The organism is Aquibium pacificum, from assembly GCF_040839445.1.
Lineage (GTDB): Bacteria > Pseudomonadota > Alphaproteobacteria > Rhizobiales > Rhizobiaceae > Aquibium > Aquibium pacificus.
Genome location: NZ_JBDPGJ010000001.1, coordinates 1233286 through 1251872 on the forward strand (window position 1 = coordinate 1233286; position 18587 = coordinate 1251872).

General features: G+C 64.7%; 16 protein-coding genes. 11 read left to right on the forward strand and 5 right to left on the reverse strand.

Annotated elements, in window-relative coordinates; genetic code table 11:
* Positions 1–103 precede the first annotated feature (103 nt).
* The gene (locus ABGN05_RS05945) at positions 104–1942 is read right to left on the reverse strand and encodes an ATP-binding protein (RefSeq protein ID WP_367953164.1); all 1839 of its coding nucleotides are present in this window, start codon (positions 1940–1942) and stop codon (positions 104–106) included.
* Positions 1943–2300: 358 nt separating this feature from the next.
* Here ABGN05_RS05945 and ABGN05_RS05950 point away from each other — a divergent pair, with 358 nt between their 5' ends.
* Genes ABGN05_RS05950 through ilvN form a run of 3 tightly spaced genes read left to right on the forward strand, consistent with a single transcriptional unit; the run spans position 2301 to position 4922 of the window.
* Positions 2301–4088 carry an acetolactate synthase 3 large subunit gene (locus tag ABGN05_RS05950; RefSeq protein ID WP_367953043.1) on the forward strand — a complete coding sequence of 596 codons (1788 nt, stop codon included), beginning with the start codon at positions 2301–2303 and terminating at the stop codon, positions 4086–4088.
* Positions 4089–4092: 4 nt separating this feature from the next.
* Positions 4093–4353, forward strand: a complete 261-nt coding sequence (locus ABGN05_RS05955; protein ID WP_367953044.1) for a hypothetical protein — start codon at positions 4093–4095, stop codon at positions 4351–4353.
* Positions 4350–4922, forward strand: a complete 573-nt coding sequence (gene ilvN / locus ABGN05_RS05960; protein ID WP_072605014.1) for an acetolactate synthase small subunit — start codon at positions 4350–4352, stop codon at positions 4920–4922. The genes ABGN05_RS05955 and ilvN overlap by 4 nt, the downstream gene beginning before the upstream one ends.
* Positions 4923–5020: 98 nt before the next feature.
* Here ilvN and ABGN05_RS05965 read toward each other — a convergent pair whose 3' ends face one another.
* Positions 5021–5461, reverse strand: coding sequence for a CVNH domain-containing protein (locus tag ABGN05_RS05965; RefSeq protein ID WP_367953165.1), 441 nt, complete (start codon positions 5459–5461; stop codon positions 5021–5023).
* 394 nt (positions 5462–5855) lie between these two features.
* Positions 5856–7922: a DNA topoisomerase IV subunit B gene (parE, locus tag ABGN05_RS05970; RefSeq protein ID WP_367953045.1), complete on the reverse strand. Its 2067-nt coding sequence runs from the start codon at positions 7920–7922 to the stop codon at positions 5856–5858.
* Between the two features lie 259 nt (positions 7923–8181).
* Between parE and cpaB the strand changes: the two genes are divergently transcribed.
* From cpaB to ABGN05_RS06010, 8 genes are all read left to right on the forward strand, one after another.
* A complete protein-coding gene (cpaB, locus tag ABGN05_RS05975) occupies positions 8182–9075 on the forward strand; it encodes a Flp pilus assembly protein CpaB (RefSeq protein ID WP_367953046.1) in 894 nt (297 codons plus the stop codon).
* Positions 9076–9114: 39 nt separating this feature from the next.
* Positions 9115–10542: a type II and III secretion system protein family protein gene (locus ABGN05_RS05980; protein ID WP_367953047.1), complete on the forward strand. Its 1428-nt coding sequence runs from the start codon at positions 9115–9117 to the stop codon at positions 10540–10542.
* A 10-nt stretch (positions 10543–10552) separates the two neighbouring features.
* Positions 10553–10816, forward strand: coding sequence for a hypothetical protein (locus ABGN05_RS05985; protein ID WP_367953048.1), 264 nt, complete (start codon positions 10553–10555; stop codon positions 10814–10816).
* Positions 10817–10825: 9 nt separating this feature from the next.
* The gene (locus ABGN05_RS05990) at positions 10826–12037 is read left to right on the forward strand and encodes a CpaE/TadZ family protein (RefSeq protein ID WP_367953049.1); all 1212 of its coding nucleotides are present in this window, start codon (positions 10826–10828) and stop codon (positions 12035–12037) included.
* Positions 12038–12058: 21 nt separating this feature from the next.
* On the forward strand, positions 12059–13486 hold the full coding sequence (locus tag ABGN05_RS05995) for a TadA family conjugal transfer-associated ATPase (protein WP_367953050.1): 1428 nt from the start codon (positions 12059–12061) through the stop codon (positions 13484–13486).
* Positions 13487–13489: 3 nt separating this feature from the next.
* On the forward strand, positions 13490–14455 hold the full coding sequence (locus ABGN05_RS06000; protein ID WP_367953051.1) for a type II secretion system F family protein: 966 nt from the start codon (positions 13490–13492) through the stop codon (positions 14453–14455).
* A 1-nt stretch (position 14456) separates the two neighbouring features.
* Positions 14457–15419, forward strand: a complete 963-nt coding sequence (locus tag ABGN05_RS06005) for a type II secretion system F family protein (protein ID WP_367953052.1) — start codon at positions 14457–14459, stop codon at positions 15417–15419.
* A 119-nt stretch (positions 15420–15538) separates the two neighbouring features.
* Complete coding sequence (locus tag ABGN05_RS06010) at positions 15539–16015, forward strand: tetratricopeptide repeat protein (protein WP_367953053.1); 477 nt, start codon at positions 15539–15541, stop codon at positions 16013–16015.
* Positions 16016–16022: 7 nt separating this feature from the next.
* Here the strand turns inward: ABGN05_RS06010 and ABGN05_RS06015 are convergent, their stop codons facing one another.
* Positions 16023–17144: an acyltransferase family protein gene (locus ABGN05_RS06015; protein ID WP_367953054.1), complete on the reverse strand. Its 1122-nt coding sequence runs from the start codon at positions 17142–17144 to the stop codon at positions 16023–16025.
* 83 nt (positions 17145–17227) lie between these two features.
* Positions 17228–18541, reverse strand: a complete 1314-nt coding sequence (rimO, locus tag ABGN05_RS06020; RefSeq protein ID WP_367953055.1) for a 30S ribosomal protein S12 methylthiotransferase RimO — start codon at positions 18539–18541, stop codon at positions 17228–17230.
* Positions 18542–18587 lie beyond the last annotated feature (46 nt).

Below are 18587 nucleotides of genomic sequence, written 5' to 3' on the forward strand. Positions count from 1 at the left end.
TGCGCGTCGCCATCGGCCGCCATTTGGCCATGCGGCGGGAGCCGTGCGCAATTGCCCACCGGCTACAGCGGTCAGTTGGTTCGGACAGGATGGCGGAAGGTGTTTAGTCCCTGTTCTGCCTGAAGCTGCCATCGCCGAAGCGGCGAAGAGGGCGCCGTTCGGGCGTTTCGGGACGTTGCGGCAGCGGCATCTCGAATTCTGCGACGGGACGCTTGAGAAGGGGGCTCTGCTCTCCGAAGAAGGAGGGGTCCGTTTCCGGATCCGCGCCCAGCGCCGGCCGGTCGATGCGGCGCATGCTCTCGATGATGGACGCAAGGTCTACCTCATCGTCCAGCGCCGCCTCTCCGATGGTGGCATCCGCATGTGCGCCCGGGATCAGCGACTGGTCGAGTTCCTCGAACTTCAGGCGCATGGGTGTCGCCACCGCCTCGCCGAAGGCGATCGCCTCCCGCTGTCCCATCGACGACAGGAACGCGAGAGTGGATGCTGAGGAGTCCGCAATCGCCGAACGGATGATGTCCTGGTCACGGTCGTTGGCGAGACGCATCGCGAAGACCGTCGAGCACTGCGACAGGATTGTCGGGTCCAGTTCTCCCGGGCGCTGCGTGACGACCCCGAGATAACAGCCGTACTTGCGTCCCTCCTTGGCGATGCGGGCCAACGCATGCCGCGTCGGCGCGAAGCCCAGCCTGTGGTCGGACGGCATGTAGCGGTGGGCTTCCTCGCAGACCACGAGGAGCTTCAGCTTGCCCTGGCTGCCCTGGGCGAGATCGAATGCAAGCCTTGCAAGCACCGAGCAGACGGAATTGACGACCTCGGAGGGCATGCCCGCCAGCTGGAAGCACATGACCGGTTTGCCGTTATGCGGCACGCGGAAGATCTTGCCGATCGCCTCGTGGATGTTGTCTTCGATGATGTGCGAGCCGAACATGAAACGGAAGGCGGCATCGTTCACCACGCTCTCGATGCGCCCCCTCAGGGACTTCAGTGCGGGCCGTTCGGCCTTGGACTCCAGCATGCCCATACGCTCATCGATCAGGCGCAGGATGTCGGACATGCGATAGGGAATTGGCGTGTCGGCGGTGATCGATCCCATGTCGGATGAGCGGCGCAGCCTGAGGCCGCCGCCCGGGTTGCGGTAGTTGACCTTGGCGACCGGAATGAGGTCGCGGAGGATGTCGATCTCCTCCACGACGTTGTCGCGGCCCCTGAACAGGACCTCGGTCAGCTCCTCCAGGCGGAACAGCCAGAACGGCAGGTCGAGCGTCGTCTGGTCGAGACGCGCGGCCTTGGATTTGAAGGCGACGTAGAACTCGTTGTGCGGGTCGAGGATCAGAATGCGCAGGTCCGGCCTCTCCTCGATCGCCTTGTGTAGTAGCAGCGAGACCGCGGTCGACTTTCCGACGCCTGTGGTGCCGACGATCGCGAAATGCCGGTTCAGCATCGACTCGACCGAGATTCGCGCGCTGATGTTTGCGTTCTGGGACAGACATCCGATGGACACGGATTTTCGCCCGGCAAGCTGATACACGGCCTCGAGGTCGCGCACGCGGATCTGGTGGGCGATCGCACCGATGTTGGGATAGGTCGTGATGCCCCGGTCGAAGATCGGCTTCCTGGTGCCTTCCTCGTCGCGAACCTCGCCTATCAGTTCCAGGTGAACCTTGATGGGGTTGTGGGAATCCTCGAGCCAGATGCCGGACGGCATCTCGATCGAGGAAACCAGGCCGACGAGGCGTGAATGACCGGTGTTGACGGAGATCAGTTTTCCGATGTTCCACAGGTTCGTCGGCGCGCCTTCGGCGGCGTCGGCATAGGAAGCGATGCTCGCGCGCGCGCCATCGCAGTTGATGACGCGGCCGAGCATGCGCGCATCGGGCTGCCTGGGGTCACGGCGATCCTGAGCCGTAGACTCTCCGCGTGCTCCGTCCTCGGCATACATCTCAAGCATCCCCGTCTTTTTCTCTTCGTTTTAAAGGCAGGACTAACATAGTGGGGTTAAGGACGCGTGAGAGTGGATGGTTCACGGCGGGTAAACGCATCCGTCGTGGATATACGGCGGGCTATCGCAGCCGCATTTTCTGCGTTGACAGGACGAACCATTGCACCTTAATGTCCGCGCCCATGACGACAGGGATCATTCTCGTAGTAGGCGCGCGGATGGGCAGGGCGGTGTAACCGCCGGGCGACAGCACCCCATGCGCGAAACACAGGCTCCTCCGGGGGCCTTTTTTATTGCTCGAAACGGAACTAGACGCCTTCAATCGCCCCGCAGGGCGGACAGCAACGGGAACAGGACGATGAACAAGGCTCAGAGCGAGACCGGTCGGCGCGAAATGACGGGAGCCGAGATGGTCGTGCAGGCGCTGATCGATAATGGGGTCAAGCACATCTTCGGCTATCCCGGCGGGGCGGTTCTTCCGATCTACGACGAATTGTTCCAGCAGGAAGAAGTGCAGCACATCCTCGTCCGTCACGAGCAGGGCGCCGGCCACGCTGCCGAAGGCTACGCCCGTTCCACCGGAAAGGCGGGCGTGATGCTCGTCACCTCGGGTCCGGGCGCCACCAACGCGGTGACACCGCTGCAGGACGCGCTGATGGATTCCATCCCACTCGTCTGCATTACCGGGCAGGTTCCGACGTCGCTGATCGGATCGGACGCATTCCAGGAGTGCGACACGGTCGGGATCACGCGGCCCTGCACCAAGCACAACTGGCTGGTGAAGGACGTCAACGAACTGGCCGGCATCCTGCACGAGGCCTTCCACATCGCCACGACGGGGCGCCCGGGTCCGGTGGTCGTCGACGTGCCGAAGGACATCCAGTTTGCCAGGGGCATCTACACGCCGCCGCAGACCGCGCCGCGCACGTCCTACCAGCCCAAGATGCAGGGCGATCTGGAAGCGATCAAGGCCGCCGTGGCGCTGATGGCGACGGCCAAGAGGCCGGTGATCTATACGGGCGGCGGCGTCATCAATTCCGGACCCGAAGCCAGCCACCTGCTGCGCGAACTGGTGGACCTGACCGGCTTCCCGATCACCTCGACGCTGATGGGGCTCGGCGCCTATCCGGCGAGCGGCAGGAAATGGCTCGGCATGCTCGGCATGCACGGCACCTACGAGGCCAACATGGCCATGCACGACTGCGACGTGATGCTGTGCCTCGGCGCGCGCTTCGACGACCGCATTACCGGCCGCATCAATGCCTTCTCGCCGAACTCGAAGAAGATCCACGTCGATATCGATCCGTCGTCGATCAACAAGAACGTTCGCGCCGACGTGCCGATCATCGGCGATGTCGGCCGCGTGCTGGAGGACATGGTTCGGCTGTGGCGCGCGACCGTGCGGCAGGACAAGAGCGCGCTGCATCCCTGGTTCGAGCAGATCGAGCGCTGGCGCGCCCGCGACTGCCTCGCTTATCGACCTAACGACGACGTCATCATGCCGCAGTACGCCATCCAGCGGCTCTACGAGGCGACGAAGGATCGCGATACCTACATCACCACCGAAGTCGGGCAGCACCAGATGTGGGCCGCCCAGCACTACGGCTTCGAGAAGCCGAACCGCTGGATGACTTCGGGCGGACTGGGCACGATGGGCTACGGACTGCCGGCGGCGCTGGGCGTGCAGATCGCGCATCCGGAAGCGCTGGTCATCGACATCGCCGGCGATGCCTCGGTGCAGATGACGATCCAGGAGATGAGCGCGGCCGTCCAGTTCGACGCGCCGATCAAGATCTTCATCCTGAACAACCAGTACATGGGCATGGTGCGCCAGTGGCAGCAACTCCTGCACGGCAACCGGCTGTCGCATTCCTATACCGAGGCGATGCCCGACTTCGTGAAGCTGGCGGAAGCCTATGGCGGCCACGGCATCCGCTGCGAGAAGCCGGGCGAACTCGACGATGCCATCGCCGAGATGATCGAGGTAAGGAAGCCGGTGCTCTTCGACTGCCGGGTGGCGACGCTCGCCAACTGCTTTCCGATGATCCCATCGGGCAAGGCGCACAACGAGATGCTGCTGCCCGACGAGGCAACCGACGAGGCGGTGGCGAACGCAATCGACGCCAAGGGCAGGGAACTGGTGTGATTTGATGCCGTCGACCCACCCATTCGTCGTGATGCAGGATCGCTATTCGGGTGTCTATTCCGGTGGCGGCTGGCTGGCCATCACCTGTGCTACAGACCTGACGGAGGAGGGGGTGACGCGCGCCGATTTCTGCCTGATGTCGGACGATGGACCGTTGGGCTCCGACGTTGACGCTTCGATGTTCTGGGTCGATCCGCCTTCCTGGATCGCAGTCGGCAGCACCCCCGATGAAGCGCTTGAAAAGCTAAGGAAAATCCTGAAATGAACGCCCAGCTCCAGCCCACCGGCTCCGCCTATTTCATCGCCAGCGAGACCGAGAAACCGGTAACCCATACGCTCTCCGTCCTCGTCGACAACGAGCCCGGCGTGCTCGCGCGCGTCATCGGGCTGTTCTCGGGGCGGGGCTACAACATCGACAGCTTGACCGTGTCGGAAACCGAGCACGAGAAGCATCTCTCGCGCATCACCATCGTCACGCGCGGCACGCCGCACGTGCTGGAGCAGATCAGGCATCAGCTGGAACGCATCGTGCCTGTGCACAGGGTGGTCGATCTCTCGGTCGTGGCGCAGGAGCGCGGACAAGATCGTCCGCTGGAGCGCGAACTGGCCATGGTGAAGGTTTCGGGAACGGGAGACGACCGCGTCGAGGCGCTGCGTCTTGCCGACGCCTTCCGCGCCCAGGTGATCGATGCCAACACCGAGCACTTCATCTTCGAGATCACCGGTCGAGTCTCCAAGATCGAGCAGTTCATTGCGATCATGAAGCCGCTGGGGCTCGTCGAAGTCTGTCGTACGGGCGTGGCGGCGATGAACCGCGGACCCGAGGGGATGTAAGGGGAGGATTTGTCGGCGACGTCGCCTGGCATCACCAGGTCAAGAAATCCGGAAATGAGGCTCGACGACAAGCGCCGAGCCTCTTCTTTCGGAGCCGATCAATACGGGTACTTCAGCTCGCCTTCGATGTTGTTGACGTCCCAGATCGCCGTCGACGCGTCGAGGTAGTTGCCTTGCGACGTGCGGCAGCTGCCCATCAGCATCACGCCGGACGGACCTCCCATCTGGATGCTCATGTTCTCGCAGGAGCGCTGGAACGATGACGGGTTGTTGCCGGCCGTATGGGTCAGTTTGCCTTCGGAGTTGTCGATGCCCTTGATGACAACGGTGGCGGCGTTGACCGAACCGTTGCTGCGGCGGCAGTCGGCGGCGATCATCGCGTTGCCATCCTGCTCGGTGTAACGGATGTTCGAGCAGCTGTCCTGGAACGTGGAGCGCTGCTGGGCCGAGGCGACGGTCGACGCGCCGACGGTGAAGACCGCCGCGAGAAGCCCCGCGCCACAGATCGCAGGCACCGAACGGGTGATGTTTACAAACATTTTCAAGAGAACCCTCCTAATACGATTTCTTCAAGTGTTAGAGAGGCCTAGTCGGCATTAGGGTGGCCGGTTCAGCCGAAAGGTGACCTAACGTAACCCAGATGAACCGAGGATGAATAAGATTGAACGCACGCGCGTTCGTCGCCGGGCGGAAAATCGTCGCCGTGGCCGTCGACGGGGACCGCTCTCCGCGCCTGCTGACGGGAATGGGGGGGTGATGAGGGCGAAGCGCAGCCTCTCGCGGCAAGCGATCCTGCCATGGCGCGTGAAAAGGTTGCCAGACGAGGCCCAAGGCCATTCGCCCACCTGAAGCTGAACCTGTTTCCGATGTAGGCACCGGCTTCGATACAGACTTCCTTGTCGCGACTGAGTTGTGGCGAAGCCGTGCCGCCCCTCAGATATCCAGCTCTTCCGTATGCGCGAATTCCGCCCGCTCCTGGATGAAGCGGAACCGGGCATCCGGCTTGGTGCCCATGAGGGCGTCGACCATCGACTTCGTCGCCGCGGCATCGTCCAGCACCTCGACCCGAAGCAGCATGCGCTTCTTCTTGTCCATGGTGGTCTCCTTGAGCTGGGCGGCCATCATCTCGCCGAGACCCTTGAAGCGGCCGAGCTCGATCTTGCCCTTGCCGGTGAATTCGGTGCGCAGCAGTTCGTCCTTGTGGGCGTCGTCGCGCGCATAGGCGACCTTGCCGCCCTGGCTGATGCGGTAGAGGGGCGGCACGGCCAGGAAGAGATGGCCGCCGCGGATCAGGTCCGGCATCTCCTGATAGAAGAAGGTGATGAGCAGGGACGCGATGTGGGCGCCGTCCACGTCCGCGTCGGTCATGATGATCACGCGGTCGTAGCGCAGGTCCTCGTCGCGGTACTTCGAGCGGGTGCCGCAGCCGAGCGCCTGGATCAGGTCCGAAATCTGCTGGTTGGCAGCGAGCTTGTCGGAGCCGGCCGAGGCGACGTTCAGGATCTTGCCGCGGAGCGGCAGCACCGCCTGGCTGGCGCGGTCGCGCGCCTGCTTGGCCGAACCGCCGGCCGAATCGCCCTCGACGATGAAGATTTCCGCCCCCGCTGCGGCGTTCTGCGAACAGTCGGCCAGCTTGCCGGGCAGCCGCAGCTTGCGTACTGCGCTCTTGCGGGACACTTCCTTTTCCTGGCGCCGGCGCACCCGATCGTCGGCGCGCGCGATGACCCATTCCAGGAGTTTCGAAGCTTCCTGCGGATTGTCGGCTAGCCAGTGGTCGAACTGGTCGCGGACGGCCGTCTCGACGATGCGCTGGGCCTCCAGGGTGGCCAGGCGATCCTTTGTCTGGCCGACGAATTCCGGCTCGCGGATGAACACCGACAGCATGCTGGCGGCCGAGATCATCACGTCCTCGGAGGTGATGATCGAGCCGCGCTTGTTGCCGGTCAGTTCGGCGTGCGCGCGCAGGCCGCGGGTCAGCACGCCGCGGAAGCCGGCCTCGTGCGTGCCGCCCTCGGGCGTCGGAATGGTGTTGCAGTAGGAATTGACGAAGCCGTCGCCGCCATACCAGGTGACCGCCCACTCGACCGAGCCGTGGCCGGCCTGCTTGTCGCTCTTGCCGGCAAAGATCTCGCGCGTGACCTGAAAATCGTCGCCGAGCGAGGCGGCCAGATAGTCCTTCAGCCCGCCGGGAAAATGGAACACCGCCTTGGTGGGCGTCTCGTCCTTGCCGGTGATGAGTTCCGGCGCGCAGGACCAGCGGATCTCGACGCCGCCGAACAGATACGCCTTCGACCGCGCCATGCGGCAGAGCCGCGCCGGCTCGAACTTCGCGCCCTTGCCGAAGATCTGCTCGTCGGGATGGAAGCGCGTGCGCGTGCCGCGCCGGTTCTGCACGTCGCCAAGCATCTCGAGCGGGCCTTGCGGCACGCCGCGCGAAAAGCGCTGGCGGTAGAGCTTTCGCCCGCGCGCGACTTCCACCTCGAGATCGTCGGACAGCGCGTTGACGACCGAAATGCCCACGCCGTGCAGGCCTCCCGACGTCTCGTAGACCTTGGAGTCGAACTTGCCGCCGGCGTGCAGCGTGGTCATGATGACCTCGAGCGCCGACTTGTCCTTGAACTTCGGATGCGGGTCGACGGGAATGCCGCGGCCGTTGTCCGTGACGGTGAGATAGCCGTCGGCGCCGAGTTCGACCTCGATGAAGGTGGCATGGCCGGCCACGGCCTCGTCCATCGAATTGTCGATCACCTCGGCGAAGAGGTGGTGCATCGCCTTGTCATCGGTGCCGCCGATATACATGCCCGGCCTGCGGCGAACCGGCTCCAGCCCTTCCAGAACCTCGATGTCGGCGGCGCTGTAAGCGTCGCTCGCATCCGTTACCGCCGGCTGCGGACGAGGGGCGGCCCTCCTCGGTGCCGCGGCCGGGCGCTCGGCGGGCGCCTTTTCCTGCGGCTGCGCCCGATCGAGCGCGGCGAAGAGATCGTTGTTGCTGTCATCCATGCGGTGCAGATATCCGGTCAGCGAATCACATTCAATAGTGCCACGGAAGCTGGGCCGGGCGATATCGGTTCCTGTTCCGTTCGATCCATTGTCCCATCGATTTCGAACCAATTCCCTAACCGACCGATAACCACGGCGCGCGATCGGTGTGCATAGCCGGCTGCATGATCGGCATTTGTTGAGGATTCGCCTTCAGGGTGGAAAGCTACCGATCGAAACAGGCTACTCCGGGGCAAAAGTGAGAAGCAGGATCATTACGATGGTCGGGATCGCCGCCGTTTTCGGCGCGATTTCGATCTTTGCGGCGGACTTCTGGATCAAGAGCGCCGCCAATGCGCGCACGGCCGAAGTGACCGTGGAGGTTCCCGCCGGCCCCGCGGTCGAGTTCGGGACGATCGTCGTCGCCACGCAGCCGCTGCGCTACGGCATGCCGATCGCACGCGAGATGCTTTCCGAGATCGCCTGGCCGCAGGAATCGCTCCCGGAAGGCGCCTTCGCCAAGATTGACGCGCTTATGGCGGGAGGCGCGCGCGTCGTGCTGTCGCCCGTCGAAGTCAGCGAGCCGGTGTTGCTGTCCAAGCTTTCGGGAGCTGACGGGCGCGCCACCCTCTCGAACCTTCTGTCGCCGGGAATGCGCGCCGTAACCATCAAGACCGACGAGGTCGCCGGGGTCGGCGGGTTCATCACGCCGGGCGACCGGATCGACATCACGCTGACGCGCGATGCCGGACGCATCATGGAGGTCGAGCGGGCGGCAAAGGAAGCCGCCGGATCGACAGTGACCAGCGAGGTGGTGCTGGAGAACGTCAAGGTGCTCACGGTCGGGCAGGGCGCCGATACGAGGGACATCAATCCGAAGATCGTGAACTCGGTCACCGTCGAAGTGAACGCCGAGGGAGCCCAGAAAATCGCTTTGGCGCGAACGATCGGGACGCTGTCCCTGTCGCTGCGCTCGGCAGGCGAGGCCAAGGTCTCGAAAGCGGGCCTCATGACCATCTCGGCCTTCGGCGGATCGGTCGGCGAGGAAATGGCCCAGGCGGCGAACGCGGTCGCAGCCGTGGCGAGCGGCCAGAACGAACCGAAATTCAAGACCATCATCGTCACACGGGGCACCGAAGAGGGACAGTCATACCAGGTGCCGGACGCCAGGTGAGCAGTGGGGTGCCCGTACGCGGGCTGGGGTAAGAACGACATGCGGACCATCGGGAGAGCAACAGGCCCGGTCAGGGCGGCGCGGGCGATTTTCATCGCATCGTGCCTCCTGGCCGGCTTCGCGTCGGCCGGAACGCCGGCAAATGCCAATGGCGGGGTGATCCACATCTCCTCGAACAATCCGGCGTCGATCAAGGTCGCACGCGGCAAGCCGCAGACGATCAAGACGGCGACGCCCTTCTACGAAATCGTCATCGGCGATCCGGAGATCGCCAACGTCAGTCCGCTCACCGACAAGTCCTTCTACGTGCTGGGCAACAAGCTCGGCACCACGGGCATCGCCCTCTTTGACGAGAACAAGCAGCTGGTCGGCACGGTCGACATCGAGGTGACGCTCGACACGGGCAAACTCGCATCGACGATCCGCGAAGCCGTCCCGGGAGCCGACATCAAGGTGGAATCCGCCAATGGCCGCCTTGTCCTGTCGGGATCGGCCGAGGATGCGGTTGCCGCCGAAAAGGCCAACCGCATCGCCACCCGGTTCTCCGACGGCGAGGAGATCATCGATTCGGTCGACATCTCGTCCTCCCAGCAGGTGCAACTCAACGTCCGCTTCGTCGAGATCAATCGGCAGGTCGGCCAGGAACTCGGCGCCGCGCTCGGCGTCGCCTATTCGGACGCTAATGGCGGCATCAGTTTCAACACGAGCCCGAAAGTCTCCTCGAACACGCCCGCAGCCAAGATCATCGGCGCGCTGACGACGGGCGGGCTCACAATCGACCTCGCGATCACCGCCCTCGAAGACAAGGGCGTCGCCCGGCGTCTGGCGGAACCGAACCTGATCGCCCGCTCCGGAGAGAAAGCGAGCTTCCTCGCCGGCGGCGAATTCCCGATCCCCGTCGCGCAGGACGAGAACAAGATCACCGTCGAGTACAAGAAATTCGGTGTCAGCCTCGATTTCACGCCGAAAGTCCTCAGTGGCGGGCTGATCAGCCTCGACATCGAACCGGAAGTCTCGTCGGTCGATCCGTCATCCTCATACAAGGTCGGCGACATCGCGATTCCGGGGTTCATCGTGCGGCGCGCACAGACCTCGGTCGACCTGAAGAGCGGCCAGAGCTTCATGATCGCTGGTCTCCTGCAGACGCAGAACGATATCACCACCCAGAACGTCCCGGGGCTCTCGAAGCTTCCGGTGCTGGGCAACCTGTTCTCCTCGAAGGCGTATCAGCGGCGCGAGACCGACCTCGTGATCATCATCACCCCCTTCCTCGTTCAGCCGATCGACCCGTCCAAAAAACCCGTCACTCCGACCGACCGGGTGCCGCCGGCCAGCAGCGTCGACTATTTCCTCGGAAACCAGGACGAGGCGAGGGTCGCGGAAGCCCTGCGGGTGCAGACGGCTGCGCGCCAGGCGGGCGCGATCGCCGCGGCGCGCGGGCCGGGCCATTTCCTGGACCTGAATTGAGGAAGTCCTGATGACCCTCGGCTGTTTAAGAGTGCTGACTGGTTTTGCGATGCTCGCGGCGCTGCCGGCGTGCACGTCGTCCGACTACATGCGGGTCGACGGCGTCACCCGTGGGGCGGGCGACGCCATTGCGGCGAACACGGTGATGCAGATGGTCGATCCCTGGCAGCCCGGCGTCGAGGACACCGATCTGGATGTGCCCGCAGACCGGACCATTCTGACCACGTCGACCGCAACGGACGATTCGTCCGCCGGTACCGGCGCGGACGACTAGGAGCAGCCTATGAGTGCCGAAGCGCAGAAGAAGCGTATTGCACTGGTCTCGACCGACCGGGAGTTCGTCAAGGAGACGCGCGTCGCTTTCGCGACGTCCGAGGCGATCGAGCTGGTCGTCATCGAAAGCCCGGTCGCCGACCTTCGCGGCGAGGTGCAGCAGGCCGAGGCCGGTGCCGTCATCGTCGATCTCGATGCGTCGCAGGTCGGCGACATCGAAGCGCTCCAGCGGCTGACCCGCAAGCTGGAAGGCCGCACGCCGGTCGTGGTGGTGACGGCCAGCTTCAACGCTGCGGCCGCCCGGATGCTCGTCCAGCTCAAGGTCGCGGATTTCCTCGTCAAGCCGGTGACGACGGCAGACCTGGTGCGATCCGGCATCCGCGCTCTCCATGGAACCGGCCGCGAGGAGAATCCGGAGGCGCAGATCCACACCTTCGTCCCGGCGGCCGGCGGGGTCGGCAACACCACGCTCGCGCTCCAGACGGCGTTCCAGCTGCACAATTCAGTCTTGCACGGCGCATCGACCTGCGTGGTCGACCTCAATCTCCAGCAGGGGGCATGCGCCGAGTATCTCGACCTCGAACCACGCTTCGACATAGCCGAGGTGGAGAACCAGCCGGACCGGCTCGACCGACAGCTGCTCGACGTGATGCTCTCCAAGCATGAGAGCGGTCTTTGTGTTCTCGCCGCACCGACGAGCCCAACCGAGATGCGCACCTTCAACACCGAGATCGTGGTGCGCATGCTCGACCTCGTGTCGGCCTATTTCGACAATGTCGTGATCGACATGCCGCGCACCTGGTTTCCCTGGACGGAAGCCGTGCTGCTTGGCTCCAACAAACTCTACATCGTCACGGAAATGACGGTGCCGTGCTTGCGCCAGACGCAACGGCTCATCCAGGCTTTCCACCACACGGTCGGCAAGGAGGTGCGTCCCAGCGTCATCGTCAACCGCTTCGAGCAGCGCCGCTTCGAGGGCGGCGTCAAGCAGTCCGACGTGGAAGAACTGCTCGGCGATCATTTCGTTGGCGGGATATCGAACAACTACAAGCTCGTGCGCGAAGCGGTCGACCGTGGCGTGCCGCTGCACGAGATCGACGCCGAGGCGAACGTGGTCAAGGACCTGAAGCGCATCATCCTGCCGGACGAAGCGAACGCGGCTGCGGCCAAGTCGCGGTCGCTGTTCAAGTTTCGGCCGGGTTTCCTGAAGAAGGCCGGGTGAGGACGGGAAACGACGCAGATCATGTCGAGCCGCTTTTCAGCACTGCAGAACCGCACGATTCCGGCCGATCGCAAGCCGGAGGCACCGGCCGCCGAGCGGTCGAAGCCGGTCGTCATCCCGACAACGCGAAAGCCCGAACCCAAGACGGACGCGACCGCCGCGCAGGCGAAGACCTCCAACCGGGTCGTCGAGGCGCGTAGCCGCATCCATCGCATGCTCATCGAGGAGATCAACCTCGTCGCACTGGAGAAGCTGCCGCGGGACGAGATGCGCCGCCAGGTGCACGACTTCGTGTCGGAAAAGACGCGCGAGGAGCGCATGGCGATCAACGTCGCCGAACTGGACGACCTCGTGGACGACATCGTCGACGAGATGGTCGGCCTGGGGCCGCTGGAGCCGCTGCTGAAGGATCCGACGATCAACGACATCCTGATCAACGGCCATGAGAACTGTTTCGTCGAACGGCATGGAAAGCTTCAGCAAATCCACGTGCCGTTCAAGGACGAGGCCCACCTGCTGCGCATCATCAGCAAGATCGTCGCGGCGGTCGGCCGCCGGGTGGACGAATCCTCGCCGATGGTCGACGCGCGCATGCTCGACGGCTCGCGCTTCAATGCCGCCATCCGGCCGGTCGGCGTCGACGGACCGCTGGTGTCGATTCGAAAATTCTCCAAGAACAAGCTCGGACTTCACAAGCTGGTCGAGTTCGGCGCGATCACGCAGCCGATGGCCGAGGTGCTGGCGGCGGCGGTGCACGCCCGCAAGACGACGATCATCTCCGGCGGCACGGGCACGGGCAAGACGACGATGCTCAATGCCCTGTCGGCCTTCATCCCCGAGGACGAGCGCCTGATCACCATCGAGGATGCGGCCGAGTTGCAGCTCCAGCAGCCGCATGTCGCCCGCATGGAGACACGTCCGCCCAACATCGAAGGCAATGGCGAGATCAGGCAGCGCGACCTCGTCAAGAACGCGCTGCGCATGCGTCCCGACCGGGTAATCCTCGGCGAGTGCCGCGGCGAGGAAGCCTTCGACATGCTCCAGGCGATGAACACCGGCCACGAAGGCTCGATGGCCACGATCCACGCCAACACGCCGCGCGACGCCATCGGCCGCCTCGAACAGATGCTCGGCATGACCGGAATGCCGATGACGGTCTCCTCGATTCGCAGCCAAATCGCCAGCGCGCTCGACATCATCGTCCAGCTCACGCGCCTCTCCGACGGCAAGCGGAAGGTGACGAGCGTCGCCGAGGTGACGGGCATGGAGGGCGACGTCATCCAGATGCAGGAGATTTTCCGCTTCGTGCGTACGGCGACCGAGAACGACGGCAAGATCGTCGGGCACTTCGAGGCGACGGGTATCAGGCCGCGTTTCCTCGACGACCTTAAGGCCATGGGCATCGAGTTCCCCGGCAAGTATTTCGAGCCGGGACGGCCGCAGGAGTAGCCCGTGGTCGAGGAGTTCACCACCGTACACCTCGTTTACGCCGCCGCTGCGATCTGCGGCATTCTGATCGCCGAGGCCGCGTATCTGCTCTATGCCGGCCGCAGCGACCGGCGCAGCACGATCAACCGCCGCATGAAACTCCAGCAGTCCAAGCTCAGCCAGGAACAGGTGCTGATCCAGCTGCGCAAGGAACGCGGCGTCGGAACCTCGCGCTCGGTCTTCTCGCTCGCCCGCCTGCGCGACCTGCGGACGCAATCCGGACTGGTGATGCCGCTGACGAAGTTCCTCCTGGTAACTTCGGGAACGGCATTCGCGCTCGTACTCGGCGCCATCTATATGGGGCTTTCGCTGCGCCTCGGGATTCTCGCGCTCCCGCCGCTGATGCTGGCGCTGCCCTTCGTCGTGCTGCGCTTCCTTCGCAAGAAGCGGCACAAGCGCTTCGGCATCCAGCTTCCTGAGGCGCTCGAACTGATCACGCGAAGCCTCAAGGCCGGGCATCCCGTGCCGGTGGCGATCGCCATGGTGGCGCGCGAGATGCCCGATCCGATCGGCACCGAGTTCGGCCTCATCGCCGACGAGGTCACCTACGGCTCCGACCTCGTGACGGCGCTCAACAACATGTTCCAGCGGGTCGGGCACGAGGACCTGCCGCTCTTCGTCACCGCGGTCTCGATCCAGGCCACTACGGGCGGAAACCTGCGCGAGATCCTCGATGGCCTGGCGACGGTGATCCGCGAGCGCGGCAAGCTGCGGCGGAAGGTGAAGTCGATTTCCACCGAAGGTCGCATGTCGGCCTACATCCTGACGGCGGTCCCGATGTTGCTCGGGCTCGCCATGATCATTCTGGTGCCGGACATGTACGGCGCGGTGATCGGCGAGCCTCTAACCTGGTATCTCCTGGCGGCAACCGGCTTCTGGCTGTTCCTCGGCAACTTCATGATGTTCAAGATGGCGACTTTCCGGTTTTGACATGCTGGAACCCCTCGCATCCCTGACGGAAATCGGGCCGACGGCGATCGCCGCGCTGGCGCTCCTTCTGGTAGGCGGCGGCGCGCTCGCCTGGCCGATGCTCGCCGGCGACCGCGCCAAGAGCGACGTCAAGCGACGGCTGCGCGTCGAAGGGTTGGCGCAGGAGGAAGGCTCGAGCCAGCCGGATCGCCGCAGCCGAAAGAGCGCGGTGCAGGACAAGGCCGTGAAGACCGCGCAAGAATTTTACGCCAAGAGCGATCCCGAGAGCGTCGCACGCATCCGACTGAAGCTCATCCAGGCCGGCTACATGGATCCGAGCGCTGTCGGACGCTATTTCCTCTGTCGCTTCGCTGGTCTCGTGGCGGGTGCGGTCGCCGGTTTCGTCCTGGTGGAGATGCTCGGTATCGGCTCGTCGCCCTTCGAGCGCTGGGGGACGATCGGCGCTCTGGCGATCTTCGGCTACTTCCTGCCGGGACTGGTGCTGTCGCGCATCGTGGCGGCGCGCATGGGGGAGTATCGCAACGGCTTTCCCGACTTCATGGACCTTATGATCGTATGCTGCGACGCCGGCATGAGCATGGAAGCCGGCATCGAGCGGGTGGCGCGCGAAATCTCGGTCACCTATCCCTCGCTCGGACAGAACCTCCAGCTCGTCTCGATCGAACTCAGGGCCGGACGCGGCATGGACGACGCGCTGAAGTCGCTCGGCGACCGGCTCTCCCTCGAGGAGGTCCGCTCCTTCGCGACGCTCCTGCAGCAGTCGCGGGAACTGGGCACCAGCCTTTCAGGCGCGCTCCGCGTGTTCTCCGACGACATGCGCAACAAGCGCATGTCGGTCGCCGAGGAGAAGGCGCACGCGCTGCCGGCCAAGATGTCGGTCCCGGTGACGGTCTGCATTCTCCCCGTCGTCATCCTGATTGCGATCATTCCAGTGATCGTGAAGTACTCGGCCGGCATCCAGTGAGCCGGCTGGTTAACGGGTCGTGATCCCGACGTAGAAAAATCGGCGCAGTCGCCGAACGGCGGTTTAACACGCGCCTGCTATCGTCCTGGATCGAAGACGTGCATTCCGGGGCAGGGGCCATGACCATACATACGAGGCAAATCGTTGCCGCCATCGCGCTGACCGTTCTGGCGCTGTCGGGCTGCAGCAACACGACCGGCGCCATCGACACGACGCAGACCACGGCGATTGCCGGGACCGGCGACGTCAGCCAGGACGATCTCGCGGCCGGCAAGCTCAATTTCCGCGAGGCGAACTACGGACTGGCCGAGAAGCATTTCCGCAAGGCGGTGGAACTGCGCGCCGACAGTGCCGAAGCCTGGCTGGGTCTAGCCGCGTCCTACGACCAGCTCGGCCGGTTCGACTTCGCCGACCGCGCCTACGACCAGCTGGTCAAGGTGGCGGGACGCCAGCCGCGCATCGTGTCCAACATGGGCTACTCGCAATATCTGCGCGGCAACCCCGCCAAGGCGCGGGCGCTCCTCGAGGAGGCGCGCCGTTCGCTGCCGGACGACGTTGTGATCGAGGCCAACCTGGCGCTGCTCGACAGGGCCTGACATCCCTTCAGTGCGCCGCGGCACGGGTGCTGCGGGCGAATGCAAGCCGCGCCCTCGTGCTCGCCGCCGCAAGCATGGCGACAAGCGCCGGCCGCGCAGGCGTCTCGACGAACCGCCAGACAGCCCACGACAGCGCCAGCATCGCCATGGTCACGAGGACGACAGCCGGCGATCGACCGATCTGCGAATGAATTGCGTTGATGCCCGCGTATCCGATGTGCTGGTGCAGCAGGTAGAGCGGGTAGGTTATCCCGCCCAGCGCCAGTACCAGCGGCGTCGCGGGCACGGTCCTGTGGAACCGGATGGCGAGGATCGCGATTGCGAAGAGAGCGGCATTGGCGGCCAAAAGATTCGGCAGCGCGACGGCTTCCCCGTAGTGTTCCAGCATCCACTGCCGTCCCGGCAGGAGCATGCTGCACGAAAGCAGGAAGCTCGCGGCCAGAAGCAGCAGCGTTTCGGCGGACCGGCCGTGTTTCCACACGTGCTGGAGAAGGATGCCGCCGGCGAACCACGGCGCGTACTCCGTAATGAAAAGCATGCGCAACGCGCCGCTGCCGACGAAGAACTCGTTTAATGCCGACAGCGCCAGCCATCCGGCGACCAGCGGGATCTTCCACCGGTCGAAGACCCCGAGCACCAGCGCCAGCGCCACCCAGCCGTAGAAGACGAGTTCGAGCACGATCGACCAGTAGACCCCGTCCATAAAGGGCTGGCCGAGCGCAGGCGACAGGATGACCAGGTTGGCCGCGAACTGTGCCGGGCTCGCCGGCAGGCGCGGGTCGGCCGCCATCAACAGGACGGCGAAGGTGATCGCCATGCAGGCGAGGAAGCCTGGATAGATGCGAGCGAAACGGGCGATGGCGAAGGACTGCCAGTCGCGCCCTTCCGCCGACCAGGCGATGACGAAGCCGCTGATCAGGAAAAAGAGGTGGACCCCGAGGTAGCCGTAGATCGCGACCGGCGCCGCCTCCGGAAAGGCGGTGTCGAGGTAGCGATCGCCCGCCGCGCCGCGATAGAGATAGTGGAAGCCGAGCACCGCCATTGCCGCGACCAGGCGCAGGAGATCGAGCGTCGCGAAGCGATCGCTCTTCGCTGCGGTCCGTTTGCCGTCGGATGCGGATGCGGCCATTCCGGGCTCCCGTCGTTCAGGCCCGGAAAATAGCGCTTTCGGTTCCCGCTCGGGAAACTTCCTTAATTAACCATTAACCGGGCTTAGGTCGCCTGGCCGTAGAGGTCGTAGGCGTCGGCCTCGTCGATCTTCACCGTCACAATGTCGCCAACGCGCAGGGGGCGTCGCGACTGGACGTGGACGGCGCCGTCGATCTCCGGTGCGTCGTAGCGGCTGCGGCCCTTGGCGGCGGTGCCGTTCGCCTCGTCGATGATGACGGGCAGGCGTTTGCCGACCTTTTTCTTGAGGAGGTTGGCCGAAATCTTCTGCTGCTTCGCCATGAAGCGGTTCCAGCGCGCTTCCTTGATCTCCTCCGGCACCGCGGGCAGTCCCAGTTCCTCGGACCGCGCGCCGCCGACCGGCTCGTACTTGAAGCAGCCAGCGCGGTCGATCTTCGCCTCGTCCAGCCAGTCGAGCAGCATCTCGAAATCCTCTTCCGTCTCGCCGGGGAAGCCGACGATGAAGGTCGAGCGCAGCGCGAGGTCCGGGCAGATCTCGCGCCAGCGGCCGATGCGCTCCAGCGTCTTCTCCTGATGTGCCGGGCGACGCATGTTCTTCAGCACCCGCGGCGAGGCGTGCTGGAAGGGAATGTCGAGGTAGGGCAGGATCTTGCGCTCGGCCATCAGCGGGATGACGTCGTCGACATGCGGGTAGGGGTAGACGTAGTGCATGCGCACCCAGACACCGAGCGAGCCGAGTTCTTGCGACAGGTCGAGGAACTTCGCCCGCACCTCGCGGTCGTGCCAGAGGCTGGTCGCGTATCTGATGTCCACGCCGTAGGCGCTGGTGTCCTGCGAGATCACCAGCAGTTCCTTCACCCCTGCCTTCACCAGCCTTTCGGCCTCGCGCAGCACGTCGGCGGCAGGCCGCGAGGCGAGATCGCCGCGCAGCGCAGGGATGATGCAGAAGGAGCAGCGGTTGTTGCAGCCCTCGGAAATCTTCAGGTAGGCGTAGTGGCGCGGCGTCAGCCGGACCCCCTGTGGCGGGATCAGGTCGAGGAAGGGCTCGTGTGCCGGCGGCGCCGCCTCGTGCACGGCGGCCATGACGCTCTCGTAGGCTTGCGGTCCGGTGATCGCCAGCACGTTGGGGTGTTTTTCACGGATCAGCTCCGGCGTCGCGCCCATGCAGCCGGTGACGATCACCTTGCCGTTCTCCGACATGGCGTCGCCGATGGCGGCGAGCGACTCGTCGCGCGCGGAGTCGAGGAAGCCGCAGGTGTTGACGACCACGAGGTCGGCCCCGTTGTGCTTGCGGGCGATCTCGTAGCCTTCGGCGCGCAGGCGCGTCAGGATGCGTTCGGAATCGACCAGCGCCTTGGGGCAACCGAGACTGACGAAGGAGACGCGCGGAGCGTTCATAGGGCGGCTTTCGAATTGTGCACGGGAGTAGCGGCGCCCATAGCAC